Origin of the sequence: Streptomyces sp. NPDC101393 (assembly GCF_044767385.1) — a bacterium.
Taxonomy (GTDB): domain Bacteria; phylum Actinomycetota; class Actinomycetes; order Streptomycetales; family Streptomycetaceae; genus Streptomyces.
This window is the reverse complement of sequence record NZ_JBIWNU010000002.1, coordinates 212,974-238,252: the sequence shown is the minus strand read 5'-3', so window position 1 is coordinate 238,252 and position 25,279 is coordinate 212,974. Positions and strand designations below refer to the sequence as shown.

The 25,279-nt window shown below is 70.1% G+C and carries 26 protein-coding genes; 14 read left to right on the top strand and 12 right to left on the bottom strand.

The genetic code is table 11. The features are described from left to right. Positions 1-32: 32 nt before the first annotated feature. Together ACIRQ7_RS06750 and ACIRQ7_RS06745 are read left to right on the top strand one after the other, a co-directional pair. Entirely contained in the window at positions 33-296 is a 264-nt protein-coding gene (locus ACIRQ7_RS06750) for a hypothetical protein (RefSeq protein WP_404260455.1), read from the top strand. A gap of 398 nt (positions 297-694) precedes the next feature. Beyond that, positions 695-1,189 (top strand): RDD family protein, encoded by a 495-nt coding sequence (locus ACIRQ7_RS06745; RefSeq protein ID WP_404260453.1) that lies wholly within the window; start codon positions 695-697, stop codon positions 1,187-1,189. A gap of 115 nt (positions 1,190-1,304) precedes the next feature. Here the strand turns inward: ACIRQ7_RS06745 and ACIRQ7_RS06740 are convergent, their stop codons facing one another. The 5 genes from ACIRQ7_RS06740 to ACIRQ7_RS06720 form a co-directional block, all read right to left on the bottom strand. Next, entirely contained in the window at positions 1,305-2,702 is a 1,398-nt protein-coding gene (locus ACIRQ7_RS06740; RefSeq protein WP_404260451.1) for an MFS transporter, read from the bottom strand. A gap of 539 nt (positions 2,703-3,241) precedes the next feature. Continuing rightward, a complete protein-coding gene (locus ACIRQ7_RS06735; protein ID WP_404260449.1) occupies positions 3,242-4,243 on the bottom strand; it encodes an NAD(P)H-dependent flavin oxidoreductase in 1,002 nt (333 codons plus the stop codon). 143 nt (positions 4,244-4,386) lie between these two features. Beyond that, positions 4,387-5,220, bottom strand: a complete 834-nt coding sequence (locus ACIRQ7_RS06730) for a sugar phosphate isomerase/epimerase family protein (RefSeq protein WP_404260448.1) — start codon at positions 5,218-5,220, stop codon at positions 4,387-4,389. Further along, positions 5,217-6,377 (bottom strand): dihydrodipicolinate synthase family protein, encoded by a 1,161-nt coding sequence (locus ACIRQ7_RS06725; RefSeq protein ID WP_404260446.1) that lies wholly within the window; start codon positions 6,375-6,377, stop codon positions 5,217-5,219. Before ACIRQ7_RS06725 ends, ACIRQ7_RS06730 begins: the two co-directional genes overlap by 4 nt. A gap of 31 nt (positions 6,378-6,408) precedes the next feature. After that, the gene (locus ACIRQ7_RS06720; protein WP_404260445.1) at positions 6,409-7,560 is read right to left on the bottom strand and encodes a Gfo/Idh/MocA family protein; all 1,152 of its coding nucleotides are present in this window, start codon (positions 7,558-7,560) and stop codon (positions 6,409-6,411) included. A 94-nt stretch (positions 7,561-7,654) separates the two neighbouring features. Here ACIRQ7_RS06720 and ACIRQ7_RS06715 point away from each other — a divergent pair, with 94 nt between their 5' ends. Beyond that, on the top strand, positions 7,655-8,725 hold the full coding sequence (locus tag ACIRQ7_RS06715; RefSeq protein WP_404260443.1) for a LacI family DNA-binding transcriptional regulator: 1,071 nt from the start codon (positions 7,655-7,657) through the stop codon (positions 8,723-8,725). A 145-nt stretch (positions 8,726-8,870) separates the two neighbouring features. Continuing rightward, positions 8,871-9,377 (top strand): hypothetical protein, encoded by a 507-nt coding sequence (locus tag ACIRQ7_RS06710; protein ID WP_404260441.1) that lies wholly within the window; start codon positions 8,871-8,873, stop codon positions 9,375-9,377. A 134-nt stretch (positions 9,378-9,511) separates the two neighbouring features. Here the strand turns inward: ACIRQ7_RS06710 and ACIRQ7_RS06705 are convergent, their stop codons facing one another. Both ACIRQ7_RS06705 and ACIRQ7_RS06700 read right to left on the bottom strand, forming a co-directional pair. Further along, positions 9,512-9,997, bottom strand: a complete 486-nt coding sequence (locus tag ACIRQ7_RS06705; protein ID WP_404260440.1) for an ATP-binding protein — start codon at positions 9,995-9,997, stop codon at positions 9,512-9,514. Positions 9,998-10,267: 270 nt separating this feature from the next. Continuing rightward, entirely contained in the window at positions 10,268-10,549 is a 282-nt protein-coding gene (locus ACIRQ7_RS06700; protein ID WP_404260438.1) for a hypothetical protein, read from the bottom strand. A gap of 453 nt (positions 10,550-11,002) precedes the next feature. Between ACIRQ7_RS06700 and ACIRQ7_RS06695 the strand changes: the two genes are divergently transcribed. Both ACIRQ7_RS06695 and ACIRQ7_RS06690 read left to right on the top strand, forming a co-directional pair. Next, positions 11,003-11,461, top strand: a complete 459-nt coding sequence (locus tag ACIRQ7_RS06695; protein WP_404260436.1) for a hypothetical protein — start codon at positions 11,003-11,005, stop codon at positions 11,459-11,461. Continuing rightward, positions 11,458-12,186, top strand: coding sequence for a class I SAM-dependent methyltransferase (locus ACIRQ7_RS06690; protein ID WP_404260434.1), 729 nt, complete (start codon positions 11,458-11,460; stop codon positions 12,184-12,186). Before ACIRQ7_RS06695 ends, ACIRQ7_RS06690 begins: the two co-directional genes overlap by 4 nt. 83 nt (positions 12,187-12,269) lie before the next feature. Here ACIRQ7_RS06690 and ACIRQ7_RS06685 read toward each other — a convergent pair whose 3' ends face one another. After that, on the bottom strand, positions 12,270-13,637 hold the full coding sequence (locus ACIRQ7_RS06685) for a hypothetical protein (protein WP_404261324.1): 1,368 nt from the start codon (positions 13,635-13,637) through the stop codon (positions 12,270-12,272). 146 nt (positions 13,638-13,783) lie between these two features. Then, positions 13,784-14,074 carry a hypothetical protein gene (locus ACIRQ7_RS06680; protein ID WP_404260433.1) on the bottom strand — a complete coding sequence of 97 codons (291 nt, stop codon included), beginning with the start codon at positions 14,072-14,074 and terminating at the stop codon, positions 13,784-13,786. Positions 14,075-15,006: 932 nt separating this feature from the next. On the opposite strand from ACIRQ7_RS06680, the gene ACIRQ7_RS06675 reads away from it, so the two are divergent. Both ACIRQ7_RS06675 and ACIRQ7_RS06670 read left to right on the top strand, forming a co-directional pair. After that, complete coding sequence (locus tag ACIRQ7_RS06675) at positions 15,007-16,287, top strand: molybdopterin-dependent oxidoreductase (protein ID WP_404261322.1); 1,281 nt, start codon at positions 15,007-15,009, stop codon at positions 16,285-16,287. Beyond that, a complete protein-coding gene (locus tag ACIRQ7_RS06670; protein ID WP_404260432.1) occupies positions 16,284-16,811 on the top strand; it encodes a hypothetical protein in 528 nt (175 codons plus the stop codon). The genes ACIRQ7_RS06675 and ACIRQ7_RS06670 overlap by 4 nt, the downstream gene beginning before the upstream one ends. A 125-nt stretch (positions 16,812-16,936) precedes the next feature. Here ACIRQ7_RS06670 and ACIRQ7_RS06665 read toward each other — a convergent pair whose 3' ends face one another. Beyond that, positions 16,937-17,335, bottom strand: coding sequence for a VOC family protein (locus tag ACIRQ7_RS06665; RefSeq protein ID WP_404260430.1), 399 nt, complete (start codon positions 17,333-17,335; stop codon positions 16,937-16,939). A 108-nt stretch (positions 17,336-17,443) separates the two neighbouring features. Between ACIRQ7_RS06665 and ACIRQ7_RS06660 the strand changes: the two genes are divergently transcribed. The 4 genes from ACIRQ7_RS06660 (at position 17,444) to ACIRQ7_RS06645 (ending at position 20,893) form a co-directional block, all read left to right on the top strand. Then, a complete protein-coding gene (locus ACIRQ7_RS06660) occupies positions 17,444-18,433 on the top strand; it encodes a helix-turn-helix transcriptional regulator (RefSeq protein ID WP_404260429.1) in 990 nt (329 codons plus the stop codon). 83 nt (positions 18,434-18,516) lie between these two features. Next, positions 18,517-19,431, top strand: a complete 915-nt coding sequence (locus ACIRQ7_RS06655) for an alpha/beta fold hydrolase (RefSeq protein WP_404260427.1) — start codon at positions 18,517-18,519, stop codon at positions 19,429-19,431. Between the two features lie 10 nt (positions 19,432-19,441). Continuing rightward, positions 19,442-20,209, top strand: a complete 768-nt coding sequence (locus ACIRQ7_RS06650) for a MerR family transcriptional regulator (protein WP_404260426.1) — start codon at positions 19,442-19,444, stop codon at positions 20,207-20,209. A 168-nt stretch (positions 20,210-20,377) separates the two neighbouring features. After that, positions 20,378-20,893, top strand: coding sequence for a hypothetical protein (locus ACIRQ7_RS06645; RefSeq protein ID WP_404260424.1), 516 nt, complete (start codon positions 20,378-20,380; stop codon positions 20,891-20,893). 50 nt (positions 20,894-20,943) lie between these two features. Here ACIRQ7_RS06645 and ACIRQ7_RS06640 read toward each other — a convergent pair whose 3' ends face one another. After that, entirely contained in the window at positions 20,944-21,513 is a 570-nt protein-coding gene (locus ACIRQ7_RS06640; protein ID WP_404260422.1) for a DUF3291 domain-containing protein, read from the bottom strand. Between the two features lie 548 nt (positions 21,514-22,061). Between ACIRQ7_RS06640 and ACIRQ7_RS06635 the strand changes: the two genes are divergently transcribed. Further along, positions 22,062-23,195: an FAD-dependent oxidoreductase gene (locus ACIRQ7_RS06635; RefSeq protein WP_404260420.1), complete on the top strand. Its 1,134-nt coding sequence runs from the start codon at positions 22,062-22,064 to the stop codon at positions 23,193-23,195. A gap of 30 nt (positions 23,196-23,225) precedes the next feature. On the opposite strand, the gene ACIRQ7_RS06630 is transcribed toward ACIRQ7_RS06635, so the two are convergent. Then, complete coding sequence (locus ACIRQ7_RS06630; RefSeq protein ID WP_404260419.1) at positions 23,226-24,446, bottom strand: alpha/beta hydrolase family protein; 1,221 nt, start codon at positions 24,444-24,446, stop codon at positions 23,226-23,228. A 94-nt stretch (positions 24,447-24,540) separates the two neighbouring features. Here ACIRQ7_RS06630 and ACIRQ7_RS06625 point away from each other — a divergent pair, with 94 nt between their 5' ends. Then, on the top strand, positions 24,541-25,137 hold the full coding sequence (locus ACIRQ7_RS06625; RefSeq protein WP_404260417.1) for a TetR/AcrR family transcriptional regulator: 597 nt from the start codon (positions 24,541-24,543) through the stop codon (positions 25,135-25,137). Positions 25,138-25,279 lie beyond the last annotated feature (142 nt).

Below are 25,279 nucleotides of genomic sequence, written 5' to 3'. Positions count from 1 at the left end.
ACATCGCCGGAGTTGTGGAGAGAACAGGAAACATGGGGACAGTGCTGCTGGTGGCGTTCGCCATTCAGACGTTCAACGGCACTGCCCGCGCCGAACACGGCGCCGATGTCCCTGTCTTCGTCGCCTCCTGCGTCGTCACCAAGCCTGGACGCGATGTCGCTGCCCGGCATCACCTGACCCTCATTGACGTCAACCAGCTCGGCTTCTGGAGCGGCGGCACCACGCTGAGTGCGTTCCTGGACCTGGACATCGGCCGCTCCGGTACCCACCGCCGGCTCTACCCGGACCGTGACTGACCGCGCGTGATCACGCCGCGACGGCCGGACCGTTGGCGTTCTTGTCCGCGCGGTGTGGGGGGCCAGCTGATGCGATGCCCCCAAGGTCTTGACTGGACATAATCCAGCCCCATCCAGAAAGATCATCGGGCAGTTCCGCAGGCGCCGTCGGGGGTGGGCCGGTGAAGCTTGCTTTCCTCCGCGTCACGTCGTTTTGTCCCCCTGACGTATCGGAGAAACCACAGATGAGCTTCGGCGACACGAACAATCCCTACGGCCAGCCGCCGCCGCAGGCCCCGTACGGAGCTCCGCAGTAGACGGCCCCGTACGGCTACCCGCCACAGCCGCAGCCGTACGGCACCCCTCAGCAGCCCGCCCAGTACGCCCCTCCGCAGCAGACTGCGCCGGGCCCCGGCTACATGCAGCAGCCGGGAATGGTGCCCGTCGGGCCCGGGGTGTACGCGAGCTGGGGCAGCCGGTTCGGTGCCTTCCTGATCGACTACCTGATCGCCGGCCTGGTGCCGGTCATAGCGGTCATCGCCTCGATCATCCTCGAGAGCAGCCTGAAGGGCTGCTTGGGCGACTCAGCGTGCCGCGCGGCCAGGGAGCAGGCAAGAGTTCCCCTCATCATCGCCCTACTGGTGATCGCCGTCCTGTGGGGCTTTGCCGCCCACATCTTCATCCTCGTCAAGGAGGGGCAGGGCGCGTCGCCGGGCAAGAAGGCCATGAAGATCCGGCTCATACGCGAGGAGACCGGCCGGCCGCTCGGCTTCGGTCTGGCCCTGCTGCGCCGTATCTGCCACGTGTTGGACAGCGCGGCATGCAGCATCGGCTATCTGTGGCCGGCGTGGGACGCGAAGGGTCAGACCTTCGCGGACAAGGTCATGCGTACGGTGGTCGTCCGTACCGAGTAGGTCGGCGCCGAGCCGCCGCCGCTCGGCCCCACGTGCCAGGAGGGCCTTCATCGACGCCGCACCTACCTCTAGCTCTCTGATGTCCGCGCCCGGAATCTGTGCGGACGAACAGCCGTCAGCAGCGGCGGCCTTGGCAAGGTACAGGCGGCGGTTCTGCTTCGGGCTTCCCCTCATGCCGGGACAAGGCGACGAGGAAGGTCAGTGCGATCCCCGCTGCCACCACGAACAGGGTGGTGCTGATTCCGTCGGCCGTCTCGTTCCGCAGCCGGTCTCCTGTCAGGTCATCAAGGCCGGCTGTCGCCACCAGCACCAGGAGGGCAAGGCCCACGGCGGCGCCCATCCCCGAGCCGGTGGAGGCGATGCCTGAGGCGGTGCCCTGCTCACGGTCGGACACACCGGTTCCGGCGGCGATGAACATGCTGGTGAACACGATCCCGTCGCCGATGCTGAGAATGATGAGTCCGGGGATCAGAGCGGTGTAGGAGCCGTCCGGGGAAATGGCCAGGCCGAGCAGGACGGCGCCGAGCGCACCGGTGGCGAGGGCGGCGAGCAGCGTGCGCCTGATACCGAATCGCGTCACGATCTGGCCGGCCGTCGTCGAACCGGCGACGACCACCGCGGTCGGAATCAGGAAGCCGGCGCCGGTTTTCAAGGCGTCGTAGCCGAGGATCTCCTGGAAGTAGATCGAGAGGAAGTACAGCACGGAGCCGAACGTCGCCATGAACATGAACGCGATGACGAGGCTCGTGACGAGGCTGCGGTTGGCGAGCAGTTGAGGCGGCACGAGCGGATCACTGCTGTTTCGTTCGATGAGCGTGAAACCTCCCAACAGGAGGAGCCCCGCCGCTGCGCTGAGGAGAATGCCGGGCGAGAGCCACCCCAGTCCCGGCCCCTGAACCAGCGCGAAGACGATCAACGTGACCCCGAGCGTGACGCTGAGCGCGCCGGGCAGGTCGAACTTCCGCCCCCTGTCGCGCTGTCGGTCTTTGGGGATCAGCACGAACGCGAGGAGCAGGGCAGGACCTGCCAGCGCGACATTCACCAGAAACACCGCTTCCCAGCCGAAGGCCTGTGTCAGCAGCCCTCCGAGGAGTACGCCGATCACCAGTCCGGCCGCGCCGGCGCCGCCCCAGATCCCCAGCGCGCGGTTGCGTACCCGTCCTTCGGTGAAGGTGACGTTGATGAGCGCCAGCGTGGTGGGGAAGACCAGCGCGCCACCGAGGCCTTGAAACCCGCGGGCGGCGAGGAGCGTCCCGGGCCCGGTGGCCAGTCCGCCCGCGAGGGCCGCTCCGGTGTAGAGGCCAAGGCCGGTGGCCAGGATCCGGCGTCGTCCGAGGAGGTCTGCGGCGCGTCCGCCGAACAGCAGGAATCCGGCGGAGGCGACTGCGTATGCGCTGATCACGGACTGCAGCGTCTGCGCGGAATAGCCCAGGTCCCGTGCGATGTCAGGCAGTGCCACAACGACGATGTACTGGTCGAGCGAGACGATCAACATGGCGAACGACAGCAGCACGAGCGTCGCTGTCTCTCGGTTCCAGCCGAGCCCACTCTGCGGAGACGCTCCGACAGATGCCACAGCAGCACTCCTCGACGGGAGCCTCGTAAGGCCGTTTCGGAAGGGAAACGATCATTATGTCACTGATAGGGGAGTGATGGGTGTGGTGGTCGGGTCGAGTCAGGGCCTCACGATCCGTCCGCACGACTCGTGAACGGGGCATCCACGCGGGAGGCCCGGATGGTGTCGTCGGCCGTGGCCGTCCCTGCCGTGAGCTTCGATCGGCTGCCGGTCTTCCCGTGCCCGTACCGCCTTGTGGGTGACCCCTGGTGGAGGCGGTCGTTGAGCGGGACATGAAGAAGTGACTGGCCCGAGAACGTTGGTGCGCTCACCACGTCCGAGGCGGCATGACCAGGTAACCCGTCGGGAGCGTGCCGTCGCGCCTGGCCGCGCACGGCACGCTTCGCCACTGGCTCAGAGCGCCTCCCTCGCCTGATGACCGGCCCTGCGTGCTATGACCGGCCCTGCGTGCTGAACGAGCTGTCCCGGCCAGGGGCTCAGAAGCTTCTCTGCCATGCACGCTTCGCCTCGGCCACCGTCCGGGCGACGATCGTTGCCGCCGGCAGAATCTCGTGGACCAGCCCGGCGGACTGCCCCGCGTACAGCGCCATGGAGTCCACGTCGCCTGTCATGCCGGGCAGCGGTACGGCGTCCTCGTAGCGCAGGGATGGAGCGCCTTCGGCGTCCACGGCGACGACATCGCCCTCACCCGGCCGGGTGGAGAGCGGCGAGCCGGCTGCCTGCCACGAGGTCAGGGTGCTGTTGCGCAGGGACCGGTGCGGAGCGTTCGGCCAGCCGCCGTCGAAGCATCTGGTGTAGAGGGCCTCGTCGGTCTGGGCGTCGATGATGCGGCGGCGGTAGTTGTCGTGCGTACGGGCCTCCGTGGCGGCGAGGAACCGTGTCCCCATCCACGCGGCCTGAGCTCCGAGCGTCAGCACCGCCGCCAGGCCCCGGCCGTCTGCGATCCCGCCCGCGGCGATCACCGGGAGTGGGGCGACAGCGTCGACCACTGCCGGGACCAGGGGGAGTGTCGCCGTGAGACCACGTACATGCCCGCCGGCCTCCCACCCCTGTGCCACCACGGCGTCGACTCCGCCGTCGGCGGCCTGACGCGCCTCCTCCGGGGATCCGGCGGCGTGCAGGTGGAGGGCGCCCGCAGCATGAATGCGGGCGGTGCAGGTGGCCGGGTCGCCCCAGAAGGTGGAGATGACCGGTACTCCGCGCTCCAGACAGGCGTCCAGTTTGTCGGCAACGGGGAAGTCGAGCACCAGGTTGGCGCCGAAGGGGCGCCCGGTCAGCTCGCGGACCCGGTCGATGGCCGGACCGATGTCCTCGGCGGGAGTCCAGGTGAGCGCCAGCATGCCGAGGCCGCCCGCGTCGGAAACGGCAGCGACCAGCTCAGGGGATACCGCGGAACCGATCGGTGCCTGGATGAGGGGTACGTCGACGCCCAGCTGACGACACAGGGGAGTGGTGAGCGAGGGAGAGGGTGCGGGCATGCGGTGGCTCCTCATCGATCGGTGCGGGGTGGCTTCCGTGACCAGCTGTCAGCTGCCATGTGCCTGTCGTCCTGGTCGGCAGGATGCTCAGGCCGAGTGCGCCGTGACCCGGGGATGCCGACACGTACCGCCGGGTCGGCCGGTCAGCTGCCCGGTCCGCTCAGCACACCCCGATGGCGCTCGACCAGGGTCCGCAGCGTCTGCTCGCCGGGCGTGTCCCAGACCTCCTGGTGGAAGATCTCGACCTCGGTGAAGCCGTCGTAGCCGGTGGCGGCGACGAGCCCGGCGATCCTCGGGATGTCGATGGACCCGTCGCCGACATGCCCGCGCCCGAGCAGCGCACCGGTCGGCAGCGGCAGCAGCCAGTCGCAGACCTGGAAGGCGTGGATGCGGCCGGAGGCGCGAGCGATCTGCTCCTCCAACTGCGGGTCCCACCACACGTGGTAGGTGTCCACGACTACTCCGGTGCCGTGCCCCGCGGCGCCGGCCAGATCGAGCGCCTGGCCAAGCGTGGAGACCACGGCGCGGTCCGCGCAGAACATCGGATGGAGCGGCTCGATGGCGAGCTTCACCCCGTGCGCCTCTGCATACGGGGCGAGTTCGGCGATGCCGTCGGCGACGGTACGGCGCGCGGCGGGCAGGTCGCGGCTGCCGTTCGGCAGCCCGCCGCAGACCAGCACCAGGGTGTCCGTGCCGAGCGCGGCGGCCTCCTCGACGGCGCGGCGGTTGTCCTCCAGAGCGCCGGGCGCGTGGAAGAAGCCGCCCCGGCAGAGGCTGGTGACGGTCAGTCCGGCGCTCCGCACCAGCTTCGCGGCCCGCTCCACACCGGCTTCGGCGACGCGGTCACGCCACAGCCCGATTCCGGGGATCCCGGCGGTGACGCAGCCGGACACGGCCTCGGCCAGGGTCCAGTGCTTGGTGGTGGCGGTGTTCAGGGAGAGCTTGTCCAGCCCGGGGGCCGGGGTCAGCGGGCTCATGCGTCGTATCCCTTCGAAGCGAGGAAGGCGCGCATCCGCAGGGCGGCGAGCGCCGGGTCGGGCAGCGCGCCCGCCTCCGCGGCCAGGCGGAACAGCTCGGCCAGGTGCTCGACGCCGCGGCTGTCGTGCTCGCCGCCGACCATGACGAAGTGGTCCTGGTGGCCGGCGAGGTGGGCGAGGAAGACCACGCCCGTCTTGTAGTGCCGGGTCGGTGCGCCGAACAGATGCCGGGCGAGCGGCAGGGTGGGTTCGAGGATCGCGCGGTAGGTGTCGGTGTCGCCCCGGTCGAGCGCCGCCAGAGCAGCGGAGGCGTGGGCGGCCAGCGGGTCGAAGACGCCCAGGAGCGCGTGGCTGAAGCCCTGGCTGTCGCCGAGGATGAGCTCCGGGTAGTGGAAGTCGTCGCCTGTGTAGAGGCGGACGCCGTCCGGCAGCGCGCGGCGCAGCGCGATCTCGCGGTCGGCGTCGAGCAGCGAGACTTTGATGCCGCCGACCTTGGACGGGTGATCCCGGATGATGTCCAGGACGTGGGCGGTGGCGCGGTCCAGGTCCGCGGACCCCCAGTAGCCCTCCAGCGCGGGGTCGAACGCGGTGCCCAGCCAGTGCAGGATCGTGGGGCGCCGGGTCTGGGCGAGGAGGCGGCCGTACACCTCGGCGTAGTCGTCGGGTCCGGTCGCGGTCGCGGCCAGTGCGCGGCTGGCCATCAGGACGACGGTGGCCCCGGCGTCCTCGACGGCGGCTGTCTGTTCCTCGTAGGCGGCGGTGATCTCGCCGAGGGTGGGCGCGGGTGCGGTCAGTTGGTCGGTGCCCGCACCGCAGGCGAGCAGGCCGCCGACCGAGCGCGCCTCGGCGCCGCTGCGGGCGATCAGCTCACGGGTCGCTCGCCAGTCCAGGCCCATACCGCGCTGGGCGGTGTCCATGGCGTCGGCGACACCCAGGCCGAGCGACCACAGGTGGTGGCGGAACGCGAGGGTGGCGTCCCAGTCGACGGTGGCGGGCCGGTCCGGGCCCTGCGCGGCAGCAGGATCGGCGACGACATGGGCGGCGGCGAACGCCGTGCGGCTGCGCGCGGGCCGCGCCGACGCCCGGAACGAGGTCGGGGGATCGGGGACCTGGTAGCGGATCGCGCCGCTGGGGAGGGGGAGCAGGAACGAAGACATGCGGAGTCCTTGGGCTCGGTTCCAGCCGGTGTCAGAGGGCGAGTTCGGGTACCGCGACGCGGCGGCCTCCGGCGGCGGATTCGAGGGCGAGCTGGGCGAGTTGGACGCCCTTGGCCCCCGCGAGCAGGTCGTGGGGGAACGGGGAGCCGGTCACGACATGGGTCAGGAACTGCTCCCACTGGGTCTTGAACCCGTTGTCGAACTCCTGGTTGTCCGGCACCTGCTGCCACTGGGAACGGAAGGGTTCGGCGACCGGCAGGTCCGGGTTCCACACCGGTTTGGGGGTCGCACCCCGGTGCTGGATACGGCAGTTGCGCAACCCGGCCACCGCGCTGCCCTCGGTCCCGTCGACCTGGAACTCCACCAGCTCATCGCGGTCCACCCGTACCGCCCAGGAGGAGTTGAGCTGCGCGACCACGCCGCCGTCCAGTTCGAAGATGCCGTACGCGGCGTCGTCGGCGGTGGCCTCGTAGGGGCGGCCCTCCTCGTCGCGCCGCTCGGGGATATGGGTCGCGGTGTGCGCGTACACACTGCGGACCGGGGCGACGATGCCCTCCAGTACGTACTGCCAGTGCGGGAACATGTCGAGCACCACCCCGCCGCCGTCCTGGGAGCGGTAGTTCCACGAGGGGCGCTGTGCGGACTGCCAGTCGCCCTCGAAGACCCAGTAGCCGAACTCGCCCCTGACCGACAGGATCCGTCCGAAGAACCCGCCGTCGACCAGGCGTTTGAGTTTGATCAGCCCCGGCAGGAACAACTTGTCCTGCACCACGCCGTTGCACACCCCTGCGGCCCGTGCGAGGCGGGCCAGTTCCAGCGCCCCGTCCAGCGAGTCGGCGGTCGGCTTCTCGGTGTAGATGTGCCGGCCGGCGGCGATGGCGCCGCGCAGGGCCTTCTCACGGACCTGGGTGAGCTGGGCGTCGAAGTAGACCTCATACGCCGGATCGGCGAGGGCGGCGTCGAGGTCGGTGGTCCAGCGGTCCAGTCCATGGCGCTCGGCGATGGCCCGCACCCGCTGCTCGCTGCGGCCGGCCAGGAGCGGTTCGGGCCAGATCACCGTGCCGTCGGGCAGGGTGAGGCCGCCCTGTTCGCGGATGGCCAGGATCGAGCGCACCAAGTGCTGCCGGTATCCCATGCGTCCGGTGACGCCGTTCATGACAATGCCGATGGTCCTGCGGCTCATCTGCGGGTTCCCTTCGAGGTGAGGAGAGCGCACTGCCTGTCATACCCGGGGTCCGACGGCTTGGAAAGCGCTTTCCAGCCGGTAGGTTACGAGCATGGAGAAACCGAGGTCAAGGACACGGCCGAGCAGGGCCGGCAGCGGGGCGACGCTTCAGCAGGTCGCGACCCAGGCGGGCGTCTCGCTCGCCACGGCCTCTCGGGTGCTCCACGGCAGCGGCAGCCGCACAGTGGGGGAGGAGCTGCGACGGCGGGTGGAGGCGGCGGCATCCGAGCTGCGCTACGTCCCCAACGCCCCGGCGCAGACCCTGGCCCGCGCGGCCAGCTCCTTCGTCGGCCTGATCGTGCACGACGTCGCCGACCCGTACTTCAGCGCCATCGCGGCGGGCGCCATGCGGGCCGCCCGCGAGCGGGACCTGCTGGTGATGATCGCCGCCACCTCCCGCGAACCCGGCCTGGAGCTGGAGTACCTGCGCGGGCTGCGCGCCCAGCGGGCCCGCGCCGTGATCCTGGCGGGCAGCGGCACCTCCGACCGGAAGGCCACGGCCCAACTGGCCGAGGAGATCGCCGGCTTCGAGTCGGAGGGCGGCCGGGTGGTCTGCATCGGCGAGCGAGGCCCCGATCTGGACGCGATCCTGCTGGGCAACCGCGAGGGAGCGGACCAGGCGATCCGAAGCCTGTGGGAGCTGGGCCACCGGCGCATCGGCGTCGTCTCGGGACCGCCGGACCTGCTCGCCGTGCGGCACCGCCTCGACGGCGCCCGCCACGCCCTGCGCGTGCTGGGGTCCTCCCTCGCCGACGGCGCCGTGGAAACCGCCGACTTCACCAGGGAGGGCGGCCGCCAGGCGGCGGTACGCCTGCTGACCGCGAACCCGGACCTGACGGCGGTGCTCGCGCTCAACGACGTCATGGCGGCAGGCGTCCTGAAGGGCCTCCAGGACGACCTCGGCATCGGCGTTCCGGACCGCATCTCCGTCATCGGCTTCGACGACGTCCCCTTCGCCGCCGACCTGCGCCCGTCACTCAGCACGGTGTCCCTGCCGCTGGAGCAGGCGGGCGAACAAGCGATGTCGTTGCTGACCGGCCCGCCCGCCGACGCGCCGCTCCGCGTCACACTCCGACCAGAGGTGGTGCAAAGAGCCAGTTCGGGCCCCGCAATTCCGGACTGACGGGCGATCAGCGGCACCTGCCACCCGGCCACTTCTCATCGGAGGGAGGCAGTCGCGGCTCAGTCGCCGTCCGGGCCCTCACGGCACGATGTGTGTGCGAGGGCCGCCGTCCGCACGTGTGCGCGATCCGCTGTCCGCAGGGAGGATGGCCCCCCTGCATGCTCTCTTCAACCGCCCCGAGCCGCGTCGCGTCCTGCTCGGCGAGTTCCCCTTGTGGGACGAGACTCTTGCCCTCCTCGACCGGGACCTCGCGGTGACCCTGCCCGAGCAGGAACCCCTGCGACTGCTGGCTCCGCCGCACGATGGGGCGGACGACCCGGAGCATGTCTGTGTTGCCCTGGCCACCGGCGAGTGGCACGGCAATGTCCTGTCCCCGGAATCGGCAGCAGCCCCGGCTCATGCGGTGGCGAACATCGCTGACGCCGCGCAGGAGACGCTTGCTGAGTGCCTGCGGCAGGCGTGGCCCCTGTGCGCCGAACACGACCTGGGCATGCATCCGCGCGATGCGGAGGGCCAGCTCCCCTGGTGGCGCGCCGGGGACCGGCAGCGTCGCGGCCCGGCCCACCTCCGTGCGGCCGTGGGAGCACTCGACACACTCGGCATACCCGTCCCTCCGCGCCGTCCCCACCGCACGCGGCGGAGGGCGGATTGACGTCATGGTGCGCGAGGCCGCGGTGGTTCCGGACTGAGCGGGAGCACCGGCCTGCACGGCGGGCGGCGTTCGATGCCGTACGTCCCTGCCGGCGGCGTGATTGGCGGCTGCTCCCCGTCTCACGGGTTGAGGGGCTACACCCAGGGGAGGTGGGCGTGGACCGTTTTGCCGCCGGCGGCGTTCGGGGCGGCGTCGAGTCGGTCGCACGCGGCGGTGATCAGGTGCCAGCCCCATCCGCCGGAACCGTCCTCGATATCCGGGACGCGTGCGTGCGGGAGGTCGGGGCTGGGGTCGGTGACGGTGATGTCGAGCCCATCGGCATGTGCGATGAGGGTCAGAGTGCCGGGCCCGTGACCGTGCTGGATGGCGTTGGTCACCAGTTCCGACACGACCAGGGCCGCGGCCTCCAGATCGGAGGAATGGCCCGGGTGGACCTGTGCGAAGAAGTCGCGGGTGGTGGTGCGGGTAGCGGCGACGTCCTGGGCCCTCTCGGTGAAGCAGCAGGCGCACCTCTGGCTATCCGCATCAGGGGGCTTGGCTTCCGGGGCTGCGATGGCGGGTGCGGGTGCGACGGTGATCGCGGGTATGACTGTGATCGCGGTGGCGGTGGCGGTGGTCATCTCGTGAACCTTTGTGAGGTTTCCCGTGGGGCGGGTGGGGCGGCGCCGACGCGCTCTGGGATGGGGTGTGGCTCCCGGGTGCCGGGGAGCCACACGTGTCACGTGCACTGATTGCCGGTATGCGGTGGTGAGATCAGGTGTCATGACTCTTATTCGGAGGCCTCCCTCACCCCGGATGGGTCAAAAGTGCCATGAGGCGCGCTTCGTTGGGCCCGCATGCCCGCACACGTCGTCACACGCGCCGTTCGCGGTGCCGCGGATGCGGGGCACTCATGGTCCGACGACAGTGTTGCCGAACGTCCCGGCGTCTTCGGCGCGGCCTCGCACACGCCCCTCCCCATCAGCCACCGGATCAGCCACCGGGCCAGTCACCGGATCAGTCACCGGATCTGTGGTCTGCGCCGCATCTCGTGGCGAATGTCCCTGCGCATGAGGGTGGGGGAGCAGGCGCGCGGACGAGGCCGTGGAGCGCTGACGCTGCAGTGCGAGGCTGTCGATGATCTGAGCCGTGAAGTCGTAGACGCCGAGCAATACTTCATCCTCGGAAATCACCAACCGAACGTAGCTGTGCAGGCCGCATCTCCCGCGACGCCTCGCCGAAGACGGCGATGAAGGCTGGTCCTCCCCCCGGTGCTCGGCACCATGCATCCCGGGTCATCGTTGATGTTTCACCCAATAATTTCGCGCAGGAGGGCAATCCGGGAGAAAGTCCGCAACGAATTACCCATGACGAACGACCGATAACGAACCACCTGTAACGAATGATCTATGGGGCATGGGGCGACCTCCCTCCCCTGTGGACGTCGGTCCAGTTTTCCCAGCGGCTGCGCCGACCGGCGTGGAGGGGAGCAGCCAGGCCAACGGAACGTCCTCCCGAAGGCGGCATTTCCTTCAGTCAGGGGTGAAGCACCGTGAAGGACTCGCGGCCTGTCCCCGTCTCGGGGCAACACCTTCCGCGGGGGGCTGCTTTACGGAGAGCCCGCGTGGACATGAAGCGGAGAGCCGATGACCGGTGCACGTGACGCGACCACTCTGATCGTCTTCGCCGAGGAGCCGGTGCCCGGTCGTGTCACGACCCGGCCGGCCCCGGCCCGCACCCACGGACCCGCGCTGCTGATCGGGGAGGACACGCCCCGGGTCACCGCCCCCTTGCCGGTCCCCGCGCTGCGCGCCGCCGCCTGGCGGGACTGCGACGCCTGGTTCTGCCCGGCCGTCGACGGGGCCTTCCGGGCGCCCGTCCTGGCCGATCCCGACCCCGAGCTACTGCGTGCCATGGATATGTCGATGAAGTCCACCGGCGCCCGGCAGCGGCCAAGGCTCATCGACGCGCACCTGACCGTGCGGGACCTGCCGACGCTGCGTGATGTCGACACCGCTGATGACGGGCCTGCCCTCGCAGCGGTGGCTCCCAACGGCCGCTGCGCGGCGGCTTTCCGGCGGATGACGAAGGCGGCGACCCGATGAGTACGGACGAGCAGGTGCCGGAAGAGCAGCCGGGTTTCCTCGCCGACCGGCACGAGGACCCGTACGGGCGGGCCTTGAGGGGCGGTAAGGGCCCGTTGTTCCTGCGCCGGGTGGACGGCGGCTACCTGTCGTCGGAGATGGACCGGTGGTGCGCCCGCGCCGACCACGCGGACATAAGCGTCCTGCGGCGTTGTCAGGGAGCGGTCCTCGACATCGGATGCGGACCAGGGCGCCTGGTCGCCGCACTGAATGCTCTCGGACACCTCGCGCTGGGCATCGACATCAGCCGCGCCGCGGTCCTGCGGGCCGAGGGCAACGGAGGTGCGGCCCTGTGCCGGTCCGTCTTCGAACGGCTCCCGGGTGAGGGTATGTGGCGGACCGCCCTGCTCATGGACGGCAATATCGGCATCGGCGGCGACCCTGCGGCCCTTCTCGCCCGGATCGGGGCCCTCGTCACTCCCCTGGGGAGCCTGCTGTTCGTGGAAGCGGCAGCGGACGACATCGACGAACGCCTGGAGGTGCGTTTCGAGGACGGCCAGGGCCACGCCGGAACCACGTTCCCCTGGGCACGGGTCGGGGTTCCCGCACTGCGCCGCAGCGCGGCCCTCGCCGGCTGGCTGCCGGGCGAACACTGGGCCGTCGGCGACCGCCACTTCGTCGAACTCCGGCGTTCCCGGCGACACCGGCCGGACCGCGGGGGAGATGCGGTGGTGAGCGAGGCGTAGGGCGCCGCCGCCGGCGCAGCCACGTGCGCCGAACGGTCGCCCCGCGTCAGCCGGTGAGGGGACGTCCGCTCGCGTGGCGGCGTTCACCAGCCCGTGAGCAGCAGGTGGTTGACGGCCAGAGCCAGCACCGCCTGGGCCGCCAGAGCGCAACGGTGTGCGCGGCGCGGCAGGAGCGCGCAGGCGGGCAGGAGCCAGACGGCGAAGGGCAGCCAGATCCGCTCGGTCTCCGCCTTGCTCATCCCGGACACATCGGCGAGGAGCATCATCAACAGCGCCGCCGCGACCAGGACGGACAGGGCGCCGCTCCCGCCAGGCGCCGTACTCCGGATCCGCTTCACCGCGGGCCCCACCTGCCAGGCCGCCCGCCGCAGGCCCGCGACACCGGCCAAGCCCACTGTCAGCACCTGGGCGGCCGGATTCGCCCAGAGGAAATAGCTGTACGGCCGCACCTTCGCCGCGCCCTGGTAGTACCGCTCGACGAGGGTGGTGTAGCCGTCCAGCCACCAGAAACCTGCCGCGGTGAAGGCCACCACCCACACCAGCACACCGAGGATCACGTAGGGCAGCGGCCGGACCGAGCGGGCGATCAGCAGCACCACGACGCCGAGCACCACGAACACGGTCAGGCCGTAGGAGAGGTACCAGGCCCAGCCGAGCAGCAGCCCGGCGCCCAGGGCCGCGATACGCGGCACTTTGGTGCTGCGGGTAGCGGCAAGGGCCAGCAGGGCGATGGCCCAGGACACGACGCCGGCGAAGTAGCCGTCGGCGCTCACGCCGATCCATACCGCCGCAGGGGCCAGGACCAGGAACGGGGCCGCGTGGCGCGCGAGTTGGTCACCGCACAGGGCCCGCAGCGCCACCATGACCGCCGCCGCGAACGATGTGCCGATGGTCAGGCACCAGACCGCCGCCCAGGCGCCGCCGTCCAGCCCGATGTGGTCCAGACCGACGAACGTCAGGAGGGCGCCCGGAGGATGGCCGGCCACGTGCGCCGGCCAGATCTGGGGGGAGCCGACAAGGATGTGGTGGGTGAAGTCCCGCAGGAAGGCAGGGACGTGCTGCACCCGGTCCACCGACTGCAGATACTCCAAGCTCGTCGTCAGCCGCTCGGCGACGCCGCGGCCCCAGCCGTCAACGAGGGCGAGTGACCAGGTCCACGCCATCGCGGCGCCCCACACCGCGGGTACCAGCGCCTGCCACGGCAGGCGGCGCGCGGTCGGCGGGCCGTAGACCACCACCAGGACGGCAACGCTCACTGCCGCCGGAGTGCCGGGACCGATGTGCGGCATCCACCAGGCGAACAAGGGTGGCCACCCCAGCCGCAGGATGCCTTCCGAGCCGTAGACGGTCTTGTTGAGGGTTCTCCCGACCACCACCGCGAGAACGAACAGCGCCACCGCGCCCGCCACCGCCCACAGATCACGACGGTATGCCCGCTTACGTGCACTCACAGTCACCGGGCCACCGTAGGTCACGGGCCGCCCCACAGGTGAACGTGCGCGTGGTGGTGGGCGGCTGCCACCGTCGGTTGCGGCTCTCGCGCGGGGTGTTGTGCAGCGGGCCGTCAGGGGAAACGGCCCGCCCTTCACCGGTTGTGTCAGAGGAGGCCGAGAATGCCGAGGCCCAGGAGACCGCCGCGACCGAACCCGTTGAGGTTCAAGCCGTATTCGCCGTCGCGGTGCTGTCCCTTGTGCTTGTGCTGGCAGGAGCAGTGACGGTCGCGGTGGTTGTCCCGCTGGGAGTGGTGCCGCTCGTTGCCCTTCTTGTCCCGGTGGTCGGACGCGGAGGCCGGCGCCTTGGGGGCAGCCTGGGCAACCCCGGCGAGCGGAACGACGGCGACGGCGGTGAGCGCTGTGACGGCCAGGCAGCGGCCGATGAGCATACGCATGCGGTTCTCCTGATCAGCAGGAATCGGAATCCGCATTGTGGCCGCGCGCCGCCACTTGACGTGCGTCGGCGGCATGCGCCCACCCCTTCGGGTCGGATGTTGCGCCGATCGCCGGAACGGAACCGCACCGGGGGCGGATCGATGGACTGCACCGGCGCCCGATGCCGGACACCACTTCGGCGAGGCACGCCTCTTGGGCATCCAACATGCGGAGCAGCGCGCCGATATGGGAGACGGGACCCGTGGCGGCCCATCCGTGAGCGCGCGGGCATCGCATACATGTCAGGAAGGCTGGTGTGGCGCGAGAGCGCCCACGGGCTGAGGGCGGTGCGCCGGAGCGTGAAGACGCTGGTCGGATCCCCACCAGGGCCTGTACGCCGACGAGGTCCTCGACCCGGCATACCGGCCCGGTCCTGACGTTGCGCCGGCCGCCCTGCCTCAAGCGGGGAATGCCTGGCACCAGTTGCTCGGGCTTGAGGCGATGGCGCGGCGGATGTTCGGGTTGTCCTGCCGCAGAGGCGGCGGCGGGACCGTCGCTGAACTCCGGCAGGGCGGGGCGGCCCGCTGCCACGGGACGATCACCGCTGCCCGAACGGCCAAAGAGAGCCGGGCCGACACACGATCGGGCGGACAAGCTCTACGGCGAAAGGGCTGATGCACGGGCGAGTCAGGTGGATCCGCCGCATTCCGTGCATACGGTTGTGCCGCGGTACTCACGCCGCTCGGACCACCTCGAAGGGACCGATGTGCAGGGCAGTGACCGCGGTGAGGATCCTCGCAACCCGACGCCCGCGCAGCGTCCGGAGGAGAAACCCACCGAGAGCACGGCGGCTCCCCGGACCGGCGCGGCGGGCGGGTCCGGCAGTCACGCAACCCGCCCGCCCACAAAGGCCGCCCCACCCCCCACGGACCACCGGCAGCGTCTCGCCGCCCTGCTGGGCAGCCCGCCACCGGGCCCTGCGCGCCCCGGATTCTGGCGCAGTCCGCTGCGGGGGCCGTGGCTGACCTCGGTGTTCGGGTCGATTCTTCTGGTCGGCGTCACGGTGCTGTTCGTGACCGGGCTGCTGTCCTACGCCGCCTACAACCCGGATCTGGCACCGGGCAACGACCAGACGCCGAACAAGGGGCTGCTGGGCTTCTACTTGTTCTCCTGGCCGACCAGCCCGTATTGGCTCTACCGCCTCACCCAAGGCGTCCATGTCACGCTCGGTGTGGTGCTGATCCCGGTCCTGCTGGCGAAGCTCTGGTCGGTCATCCCGAAGCTGTTCTCCTGGCCGCCGCTGCGCTCGCCGAGCCATGCGCTGGAACGGCTCTCCCTGCTGCTGCTCGTCGGCGGGGCGCTGTTCGAGTTCGTCACCGGCGTGCTGAACATCCAGCTGCACTACATCTTCCCCGGGTCGTTCTACACCCTCCACTTCTACGGTGCGTGGGTGTTCATCGGCGCCTTCGTCGTCCACGTGGCATTCCGGATCCCCACGATGGCAAGGGCCCTGCGCAGCCGCAGTTGGCGCACCGAGCTCCGCGTGCCGACCGCGCGGACGGAGCCGGAACCGCCAGACGCGACCGGGCTGGTGACGCCGGATCCGGCACCGCCCACCATGTCGCGGCGCGGCGCACTCGGCATGGTCGGCGCGGGTTCGCTGGCTCTGCTCGTCGTCACGGCCGGGCAGAGCATCGGTGGATCCCTCCGGAAGACAGCCCTGCTGGCCCCGCACGGACAACAGCCGCACACCGGCCCCAACGGATTCCAGATCAACAAGACCGCCGCGGACGTCGGCATCCGTGCGCAGGACATCGGGCCGCAATGGAGGCTCGTCGTACGAGGCGCAGGCCAGGAGAAGACCTTCACCCGCGAACAGGTCCTGGCACTGCCCCAACACACGGCCGCACTGCCCATTGCCTGCGTGGAAGGCTGGTCCACTGACGACCAACTCTGGACCGGCGTACGGCTGAGCGACCTTGCCGCGCTGGTCGGCCTGCGGCACAGCCCGCCGGGCGTCTTCGTCGAGTCCGCGCAACGCGGCGGCGCCTTCAGCTCGACGCACCTGCGGGACAACCAGGTCCGTGACCTCCGCTCGCTGCTTGCCGTGCGGGTCAACGGCGCCGTGCTCTCCATGGACCACGGCTACCCGGCGCGCGTCATCGTTCCGGCCAACCCCGGTGTGCACAACACGAAATGGGTCACCCGCCTCACCTTCGGAGGGCCACAGTGAACGCCAAGGGCAAGGGCGAGGGAAAGGCCAAAAGCGAGGGAAAGGCCAAGGCCAAGGGCATCCGATCCCGCTACGGGGCGTCCCCCCTCCACCTCTTCCTGGTGCTGTGCTCCTTCGCCCTGGCCGGATACGCCGGCGTGCGACTGCTCAAGGGCGACACGCTCGGCGTCGTCATCTGGTTCGTCGGCGCCGCCCTTCTGCACGACCTGGTTTTCCTCCCCCTCTACACCGCCACCGACCACGTACTCCCACGCGTCTTCGGCATCGCGGAACGACGCGCCCACCCGGTGACAGGCTGGATCAACTACCTCCGGGTCCCCGCCTTCGTGGCCCTCCTGCTGCTCCTCGTCTGGTACCCGCTCGTGCTGAACCGGGTCCCCGGCTTCACGTCGTACACCGCGCTGCCCGCAGGCGTGTTCTGGGCCCGCTGGCTGCTGATCACTGCGGGCCTCTTCGCAGCCTCCGCGCTGTGCCTGCTCGTCTCCATGTGGCGCACACGCTCCTCCACGCCACCCTCTTCTTGACCGCAACCCACCCTCACGTGCCTCTCGGGCGGCACCGAGGCGCCGAGGCACCGGGGCACAGGGGCACCGATCCCGCGGGAACACCTGCGCCTATGCCGACGCCTACGCCTACGCCTGCGCTGCCGTCACCGTGCGAACTTCTCCTTGGCCGCCGCGGTGACAGGGGTGAAGAAGTTGACGAGGTTGCCGTCGGGGTCGCGGAGGAGCAGTGACCGGTTGCCCCAGGGCATCGTGGTGGGCTCGGTGACGAAGTCGGTGACGAAACCGGTCAGGTCCTGGTGAACGCGGTCCACGTCATCGACGAGGAACTCGGTGATCACGCTGTGGTTGGCCGCCGGGCGGGCAGAGCCCGGGGCGAACAGCGGGACGGTGCGGGTGCCGGCGATCGCGAGGGTGGCGTGGCGGGTCGTGAGTTCGGCGAAGTCCTCAGTGGCCCACATCGCCTGCACCCCCGTGGCGCGCTCGTAGAACTCGACGAGGCGCGCGACGTCGCCGGTGATGATGCGGATCGAGACGAAGTCCATGCTGATCTCCTTGGTCGGTGCAGCCGCTGCACGCCGCAGCCGCCGCACGTCGCAGGTTAGGAGAAATAGGGGACAGAATCGGTCCTGTATTCGCCGTAGGCTGTGCACATGACCCGACCCACCGGCCGCGTGCTGACACTTCTGGAGCTGCTGCAGTCGGGCGGCACCCGTACGGTGGCCGAACTCGCCGACCGGCTCGGCGTTGAGGGGCGCACCGTGCGGCGGTATGTGGCCCACTTGATCGACCTTGACGTGCCCGTGGAGTCGGTGCGCGGCCGCTACGGCGGGTACCGGCTCGCTCCTGGGTACCGCCTGCCGCCGCTCATGCTCAGCGACGACGAGGCGTTGGCCGTGCTGCTCGGGTTGGTCGCCGGCCGCCGGTCCGGGTTGATGACGACCGGGCACGCGGCGAGCGAGACGGCCTCGGCCAAGATCCGGCGGGTGCTGCCCCGGCACGTCGCCCGCCGGCTCGACACCCTCCTGGAATCTCTCGCCTTCACGGATCAGCCCGGTGAGTTCGCGACCCCGGATGCCGGGGTTCTGCTCGCCATCGCCGATGCGGTACGCCACCGCCGACCGGTCTCGATCAGATACACCGACCGCAACGCCCGGCGCAGCGAACGCACACTGCACGCGTACGGGATCGTCGCGCACTCGGGCCGGTGGTACGTCACGGGCACGGACCCCGGGATCGGCGAGGACCGAACCTTCCGGCTCGATCGCATCGCGGACGCGAGGACCCTGCCCGGCTCCTTCGAAGCGCCCGTGGATCCCGATCCGGCACAGCGCGTGGTGGCAGGGTTCGCCACGGCTGAATACCGGCATCAGGTGACCTTGCGGATCCACGGGACCGTGGAGCAGATCCGCGCCCAACTCCCCGCCGCCGTCGCGCACGTGGAGGAATATCCACCCGCGGCGGGCCAGGACCGGGCGACGGAGCGCTGGCTGCGCGTCGAAGTACGCGCGGAGCGGCTCGACTGGTTGCCTCCGGTACTCGCCTCACTGGACCGGCCGTTCGTCATCGAGCGCCCCGATGAACTGCGCGCCCTCGTCATGGCGCATGCCGATCGCCTCGCGTCCTACGCCCGGCAAGCCTGACGGTGAGGAACCCTGTCGACCCGCAGGGTTGTGCACGCGGCCGGCTTGACCTTGACCCTACGTAAGGGTTGGAGCCTGGCCGCATGACGAACCACAGCACTTCCCCGGCTCGGCTCGCACCGCCGGTCGGAGAGTTCCAGGAGATCGACGGCCACCGTATTTTCGTGCATCGGTCGGGCAGCGGCGGGCCGGCCGTCGTGTTCCTGCCGGGCGCCGGCGCGGTCGGCCTGGACTATTTCGGTGTCCAGCAAGGGGTTTCGCAGTTCACCACCGCGGTGGTGTACGACCGCGGCGGCACGGGCCACAGCGACCCCCTCCCGTTGCCGCGCAGCGCCGCCGCGGTCGCCACGGAACTCCACGAGCTGCTGCGCTCCCAGAACATCGCCGCTCCGTACGTTCTGGTGCCGCACTCCCTCGGCGGCTTCTACGCGCACCGGTTCGCGCAGCTGTACCCGCAGGAGGTGGCCGGACTGGTCTGGTTGGACGCCTTCCACCGCGACTGGGACGACTTCATGCCTCCCGCGGCAGACCTGGCCGCGGTCGAGCAGATGGCACCGGATCGGGAGCAGCTGGAACGCATGCGTCCGGCCCTGCGGGAGTTGCACACCGAGTTGCTCGCGGACTATCCGGAACACCTGCGGCAGACGCTGATCGACGCCAAGGTGAGTGACGCATGGACCCGCGTGGGCATCGCCGAGCGCACCAAGTTGGCCGACCTCGCCACCGAACTGCGCGCCGGGCCGGGCATTCCCGACGTCCCGGTGGTTGCGCTCTCCGTGGTGGGCGTCGAACCGGGCCGGCAGGCGCTCACATCGGAGCGGACGGTGCGGGAGATGCATGACGGCAGGACGAGACTGGACGCGGCCCTGGTGAGCGCGGTCTCGCACGGCGAACAACGCATCCTGTCCGACACCGTGCACCACCGGCTCTGCTTCGACCGCCCCGATGCCGTGGTCCAGGCGATCCGCGACGTGGTCGACCGGGCAGCTCGCCCTTAGACTCGGCACCTTGACCTTGAACGAAGACCAGAGGCGAACGGTGCTCACGATCGGCCAACTCGCGGCGACCGCCGGCGTGACCGTGCGCACCGTCCGCCACTACCACCACGTCGGCCTGTTGTCCGAGCCCGAGCGCGATGCCTCCGGCTACCGCCGCTACGGCGCGCAAGCGGCGCTGGATCTGATCCGGATCAGGACCCTCGCCGATGCGGGGGTGCCGCTGGCCCGTATCGACGCCCTGCTGCACGCACAGCCGGCCGAGTTCGCCTCGGCCGTCACCGAGATCGACGCCGCATTGCAGCGCAAGATCGACCAACTCACCGAATACCGCCGCCGGATCACCGAATTGGCCGGCGGCGAACGGCTCGTCCTGCCCGCCGAGGTGGTCGCCATCCTTGACCGCATGCGCGGACTCGGGGTCAGCGAACGGCGGGTACGACTGGAGCGCGACGCGTGGATCCTGATGCAGGCACTGGATCCGGTCGCCATGCCGCGGCGGATCCGGGACAAGAACGCCGGATTCGACGACCCCGAGACGACGCGCCTGTATCTCGCCTGTGACCAGTCATGCGACTGGGATCCGCACGATCCACGCCTGGACCGGCTCATCGACGACCTGGACGCAAGGGAGATCCAAAACGAACGAGACGGCACCGGGCCCGTACACCTGGATCTCGTCGTCTCCCGGATCTCCGAGGCGTCACCGGCATGGCAACGCATCCTCGATGCCCTCGCCCACCGCGCCAAGAAGCGCCGAACAGCCGCGCCCGGCAGCTGAATCCGACACCCTGGTCACGTCCGGCACCCTGGTCTCGTGCGGCTTCCTGGTTACGTCCGGCAGCCGACACATCGGCCCGCCGTTCAAGAACTCTCACGCAGCACGCAGCACGCAGCACGCAGCACGCAGCACGCAGGCAAGGTTTCAGGAACTCTTCCGGAGGTTGGCATGCAGTGGTCGGCGGTCCTCGGGTACGGCACAGGCTACGGGCTGGCGCTCAGCGTGCTGTTCACCGTGGCGGTATTCGGTGGAGCAGCCATGAGCCGGGACTTCCTGCTGAACGACTATCCGCCCGCGATCCAGCACCGGTACGGCAAGCCCAAGAGTGCCCGTGGCCGCCGGGTGGCGGTGCTCTTCGGGGTGTTCGTCTGGGCCGTCTGCGGCCTTCCCCTGATGATCGCCGCGATGATCGGCCTCGACGGTGCGCTGGACGGCGGCCTGGCATTCCTGCCCGCGGCCGTCTGCGCGGCCCTCATCTTCGCCACGCTGACCGTCTGGGACCTGATCGTCTTCGACTGGATCATCTTCGCCGGGCTACGCCCCCGCCTGCTGGTCCTTCCCGGCACCGAGGGCATGGCGGAATACCGCGACCTGAGATTCCACCTCAGTGCCGCCCTCAAGGGCAGCCCACTGATCATCGTCGTGGGTCTGATCGCCGGAGGCATCGCTGCCCTGATCGCGTAGACGAGGTTCGCTGTCATTCAACCGAGGCGCCTGACAGCGAACCCGGTCGTTCAGGCTTCCGTGTCGGCGGCCTGGTCGCTCTTCGGCCCGATGTTTTTGATCCTGGCCGGAGTTCCCTCCGGGTCGAACGAGTGGTGGAAGGTGAAGGCGTGCGGTGTGGAGTCGTGCGCCTGGAGGTGTTCCAGCCTGGAAACCCCGTCCTGCCAGGTGGGTATCACGCCATCGGAGACCCACCAGAACACGTAATTCGGGTGCTCTGTCCTCTCGAACCAGTCGTAACGCCTGTTCAGCGCCTCTCGGTGCACACCGGTGTAGATGGCGTCGAAGGCGGGGCGCAGATCGGTCCAGAGTGAGAGGGTCGCGGCCAGGGCGGTGGTTTCCGCCGTTTGGCCCTTGCCGTACCAGGTCGGTACGACGAACTCTCCCCATGCACCCCAGTCCAAGTCGAAGTGTGTGCCCCGGCCGCCGTCTTCCGGTTCAGCATGAGCGAGGTACCCGGGGTGCTGGCTGATCTTCCGGTAGACGGTCTCTCCGATGTCGTAGAACTCGCGCGTCAGAGGTGTGGGATCGGCCAGAGGTGACTTCAGGACGCCGAATGTGTACAGAGCAAGATGGGGCATGCGTCTCTCCCTGGTTGGGGGGCCTGGTGCGGACCCGGTTCGGTGGCTTACGCATGGGGCGAGGCTTCGTGGGGCGTGACCAACTCATCCCGTCGAGGGTGGCTGCGCCTGAAGGACCCCCTGTGCGACCGTCCGCGATCGCCGAGGACCAGGTGAAGGTAACTGCCTCTGCGAGCCATGTCGAAGTTGCGCTTTCCCTGTCCAAGTGGCCTCGTGTACAGGCCCCTTGCGGGGGCTGGGGCGGTGGTTCTGCCTGCCGTCGTGGAACTCCGCATCGGCCGGGCAACTGCGGAGGAGCAGCATCGACAGCGCCGCTCAAGCGGGTGTGCCGGGGCGGGCGCCGGCGGCTTCGACTGGGTTGGATGACGCAGCGACCGGGTTCGCCGTCAAAGGACAACTGGCCCCTTGGCATGGATCACCCCAGCCGCCGTGTCGGTCACCTGCCGGGGCTGTCGGTCCGATGTCGGTGGACTGTCCGCGGGGTCTGGCACGTTTCCAGAGATCCTGCTGAGCCCATCCGGCAGGCGTGCGACACGCAAGGAGTCACCATGACCACTGACGTCACCATCATCGGCGCCGGACTCGGCGGCCTCACCCTGGCCCGCGTCCTGCACCTCCACGGCATCCCGGCCACCGTCCACGAGGCCGAGACCTCACCGACGGCTCGCGCACAGGGCGGCATGCTCGACATCCACGACTACAACGGCCAACTGGCTCTGCAGGCGGCGGGCCTGATCGACGAGTTCCGCAGCCTCGTCCTGGAGGGCCGCCAGGCGATGCGGATCCTCGACCGGGACGGGACCGTCCTGTTCGACCAACCTGACGACGGCACGGGTGGCCGCCCCGAGGTGCAGCGCGGCGAGCTGCGCCAGATCCTGCTCGACTCGCTCCCGGCCGGCACCGTCCGGTGGGGGCACAAGGTCAGCAGTACCCGTGCCCTCGGCGAGAGCCGCCACGAGGTGACGTTCACCGACGGCAGCACCGTCGGCACCAGCCTGCTGGTCGGTGCGGACGGCGCGTGGTCACGGGTCCGGCCACTGCTCTCCGCCGCCACCCCCGAGTACGCCGGCCGCTCCTACGTCGAGACCTACCTGTTCGACGGCGACGCCCGCCACCCTGCCGCCGCGAAGGCGGTCGGCGGCGGGTCGCTGCTCGCGCTCGCGCCGGGCAAGGGGATCCAGGCTCACCGGGAGAGGGGCGGCACCCTGCACACCTACGTGGCGCTCACCGAGCCGCAGGACTGGTTCGCCGCCATCGACTTCACCGATGCCGTCGCGGCCACCGCACGGATCGCGCGGGAATTCGACGGCTGGGCGCCGGAGCTCACCGCGCTGATCACCGATGGCGACACCCCTCCGGCCCTGCGCCCGCTCCACGCTCTTCCGGTCGGCCACCGCTGGGATCGGGTGCCGGGGGTGACCCTGCTCGGCGACGCCGCCCACCTCTCGGTCCCGAACGGCGAAGGCGCCAACCTGGCCATGTACGACGGCGCCGAACTCGGCAAGGCCATCGCCGAGCAGCCCGACGACATCGAGGCCGCGCTCACCGCGTACGAACAGGCCATGTTCCCCCGCGGCGCCGAGGCCGCCGCCGAAGGCATCCAGCTCAACGAGCTCCTCTTCAGCGACCACACACCCCACAGCCTGATCACCGCGTTCACCGAGGCCGAGCAGGCTTCATGAGCCGCGGGCGTTGAGAGACGGGAACTGAGCTCAGGCGCTTTCGGTCATGACATCGTCCAGCCAGTCGTACACGCGGGCGAAGGCCAGGCGTTGGGCGCCCGCCTGGCAGTGCGCGTCCGCGCCCAGTGCGCCGGTGAACTCCAGCAGCGTCTTGGGGCAGGTCAGGTGCTCGTGGAGCAGTTCGGGCTGGCCCTCGAAGAACACGTCGTCCGGGGCCGAGCAGACCAGGGTGGGGCAGGTGATCTTCTGGGCGATGCCGTCGCGCAGGTGGTAGTCGAGGAAGGTGGCGAAGAGCGCGCGCGGGGTGTCGGCCCCCATGACGTACATGCCCTGGTCGACGAGCCAGCGGATCTTGGGGCTGGCGGCCATGGCCGCCTCCACGGCGGCGTCGAGCTCGGGGTCGCGGTCGGCGCGCAGCCGCCGCTCGGCCTCGGCGCGGTCGAGGGACAGGAAGCCGGTGGCCATGTCGCCCAGGTCGTAGACGCCGTCGAGGGCGATGACGGCGGCGAGGCGGTGCTCGAAGGCCGCGGCGCGTGGCGCGAGCAGGCCGCCCATGCTGTTGCCCAGCAGGGCGATCCGGGCGGGGTCGACTTCGGGGCGGGTGAGGGCGTGGTCGAGGACGGGGCCGACTGCGTTCTCCCAGTCGGGACGGAACATCAGGCCGTGGTGGTGGCGGGTGCCCGGCTGGCCGGGGCCGTCGAAGGACAGGACGTGGTAGCCGCGCTCGACTGCCGCGGCGGCGCCGCCGAAGTGCATTTCCTCGGCCGTCCCGTCGAATCCGTTGAACATGACCACGGTCGGCCGGGCGGCGCCCGAGTCGTCGGCGCGGTACAGGTACCCCGGCAGCACGGTGTCCTCGTAGGGGATCTCCACCGGCTCGATGACCGGGGTGAACAGCGCGGCGGCCTGGCGGAAACACCTCACCGACGCGTCGTATGCGTGCAGGATGCGCGGGTCCGTGGCGTCGCCGTGCAGGAAGAACTCGGCGCTTCGGTAGTAGTTCGACGCCCGCAGGAAGGCGTCCCGGGCGCTGACGCGGTGCCCGCCGGCCAGGGCCGTACGTCCCTCGTCGGCCACCCGGTCGGCGGTGGCGAGCCACTCGTCGTGCCAGCTGTCGTAGTCGCCGGCGGTGATCCGCTGAGTGGTCACCACGACCTCTCCGAAGTCGGCGCCGCCGTAGGCGATGTGTCCGAAGGACCGCAGTGTCTCGAACCAGAACGAAGGGTTGTGCGGGAAGAACAGGGGCTCCATCGAAACTCCTAAAGCAGTTGGTGGCTGCGTTTAGTGGGACTGTAGGGCTGCGCAAACGGCAAACGCAAGTCGCGACTGCGTTAAAGTGGGGATCATGGAGAGGCAACGAGAGCCGGCCCGTCGGCCCGGTGGCCGGGCGGCACGCGTCCGCGCGGCAGTGCATCAGGCGGTCGCCGACCTGGCCGGCGATCGCGGATACGGGAACTTCACCGTCGGCGACGTCGCCGCCCGCGCGGGCGTGGCCGACACGAGCATCTACCGCCGTTGGGGAAACCTGGAAGCCCTCCTCTCGGACGTGGCCATCACCCGGCTCACCACGACCTCCCCCACCCCCGACACCGGCAGCCTGGAGGGTGATCTGCGTACCTACGCGGCCACCGCCGCCCGCGATGTCGCCGGGCCGGACGGGATGGCGATACTGCGCCTGGCCATCTCCCTGTCCAACTCCGGGCAGCCGGGCCTGGAGGCCCGCGACGCGTTTCTCGCCGAACGCACCCGCCAGCTACAGGCCATGCTCGACCGGGCCCGGGATCGAGGCGAACAGCCCCCGGACGTGCTCCAGGTGCTCGATCTCATCCTGTCCCCGATGTACATCCGCATCCTGTTCGGAACGGGCCCGCTCACTCCCGCCTACACCGACGAACTGGTCGACCGCCTGCTGTGCCTGCACACCGCCGCCGGAGGGGTGTGAGTTCTGCTCTTCGCGCGGACCGCCCCGGAACCCTCACAGGAGAACCCTCACAGCGCACCCGTCCTCCCGAATCACTCCTACGAACCGCTCCTACGGACCACGATTACGGACCCTGACTCCGTACGAACCGTTCCCACGGAAC

What these genes read in the sequence shown, in the direction of transcription:
- ACIRQ7_RS06730 (WP_404260448.1), bottom strand. Translation starts at nt 5,220, where the DNA reads ATGAGCCCGCTGACCCCGGCCCCCGGGCTGGACAAGCTCTCCCTGAAC.
- ACIRQ7_RS06705 (WP_404260440.1), bottom strand. Translation starts at nt 9,997, where the DNA reads ATGACCACCGCCACCGCCACCGCGATCACAGTCATACCCGCGATCACC.
- ACIRQ7_RS06690 (WP_404260434.1), top strand. Translation starts at nt 11,458, where the DNA reads ATGAGTACGGACGAGCAGGTGCCGGAAGAGCAGCCGGGTTTCCTCGCC.
- ACIRQ7_RS06745 (WP_404260453.1), top strand. Translation starts at nt 695, where the DNA reads ATGCAGCAGCCGGGAATGGTGCCCGTCGGGCCCGGGGTGTACGCGAGC.
- ACIRQ7_RS06635 (WP_404260420.1), top strand. Translation starts at nt 22,062, where the DNA reads ATGACCACTGACGTCACCATCATCGGCGCCGGACTCGGCGGCCTCACC.
- ACIRQ7_RS06655 (WP_404260427.1), top strand. Translation starts at nt 18,517, where the DNA reads ATGACGAACCACAGCACTTCCCCGGCTCGGCTCGCACCGCCGGTCGGA.
- ACIRQ7_RS06710 (WP_404260441.1), top strand. Translation starts at nt 8,871, where the DNA reads ATGGCCCCCCTGCATGCTCTCTTCAACCGCCCCGAGCCGCGTCGCGTC.
- ACIRQ7_RS06660 (WP_404260429.1), top strand. Translation starts at nt 17,444, where the DNA reads ATGACCCGACCCACCGGCCGCGTGCTGACACTTCTGGAGCTGCTGCAG.
- ACIRQ7_RS06715 (WP_404260443.1), top strand. Translation starts at nt 7,655, where the DNA reads ATGGAGAAACCGAGGTCAAGGACACGGCCGAGCAGGGCCGGCAGCGGG.
- ACIRQ7_RS06750 (WP_404260455.1), top strand. Translation starts at nt 33, where the DNA reads ATGGGGACAGTGCTGCTGGTGGCGTTCGCCATTCAGACGTTCAACGGC.
- ACIRQ7_RS06665 (WP_404260430.1), bottom strand. Translation starts at nt 17,335, where the DNA reads ATGGACTTCGTCTCGATCCGCATCATCACCGGCGACGTCGCGCGCCTC.
- ACIRQ7_RS06640 (WP_404260422.1), bottom strand. Translation starts at nt 21,513, where the DNA reads ATGCCCCATCTTGCTCTGTACACATTCGGCGTCCTGAAGTCACCTCTG.
- ACIRQ7_RS06645 (WP_404260424.1), top strand. Translation starts at nt 20,378, where the DNA reads ATGCAGTGGTCGGCGGTCCTCGGGTACGGCACAGGCTACGGGCTGGCG.
- ACIRQ7_RS06625 (WP_404260417.1), top strand. Translation starts at nt 24,541, where the DNA reads ATGGAGAGGCAACGAGAGCCGGCCCGTCGGCCCGGTGGCCGGGCGGCA.
- ACIRQ7_RS06630 (WP_404260419.1), bottom strand. Translation starts at nt 24,446, where the DNA reads ATGGAGCCCCTGTTCTTCCCGCACAACCCTTCGTTCTGGTTCGAGACA.
- ACIRQ7_RS06725 (WP_404260446.1), bottom strand. Translation starts at nt 6,377, where the DNA reads ATGTCTTCGTTCCTGCTCCCCCTCCCCAGCGGCGCGATCCGCTACCAG.
- ACIRQ7_RS06720 (WP_404260445.1), bottom strand. Translation starts at nt 7,560, where the DNA reads ATGAGCCGCAGGACCATCGGCATTGTCATGAACGGCGTCACCGGACGC.
- ACIRQ7_RS06735 (WP_404260449.1), bottom strand. Translation starts at nt 4,243, where the DNA reads ATGCCCGCACCCTCTCCCTCGCTCACCACTCCCCTGTGTCGTCAGCTG.
- ACIRQ7_RS06695 (WP_404260436.1), top strand. Translation starts at nt 11,003, where the DNA reads ATGACCGGTGCACGTGACGCGACCACTCTGATCGTCTTCGCCGAGGAG.
- ACIRQ7_RS06680 (WP_404260433.1), bottom strand. Translation starts at nt 14,074, where the DNA reads ATGCGTATGCTCATCGGCCGCTGCCTGGCCGTCACAGCGCTCACCGCC.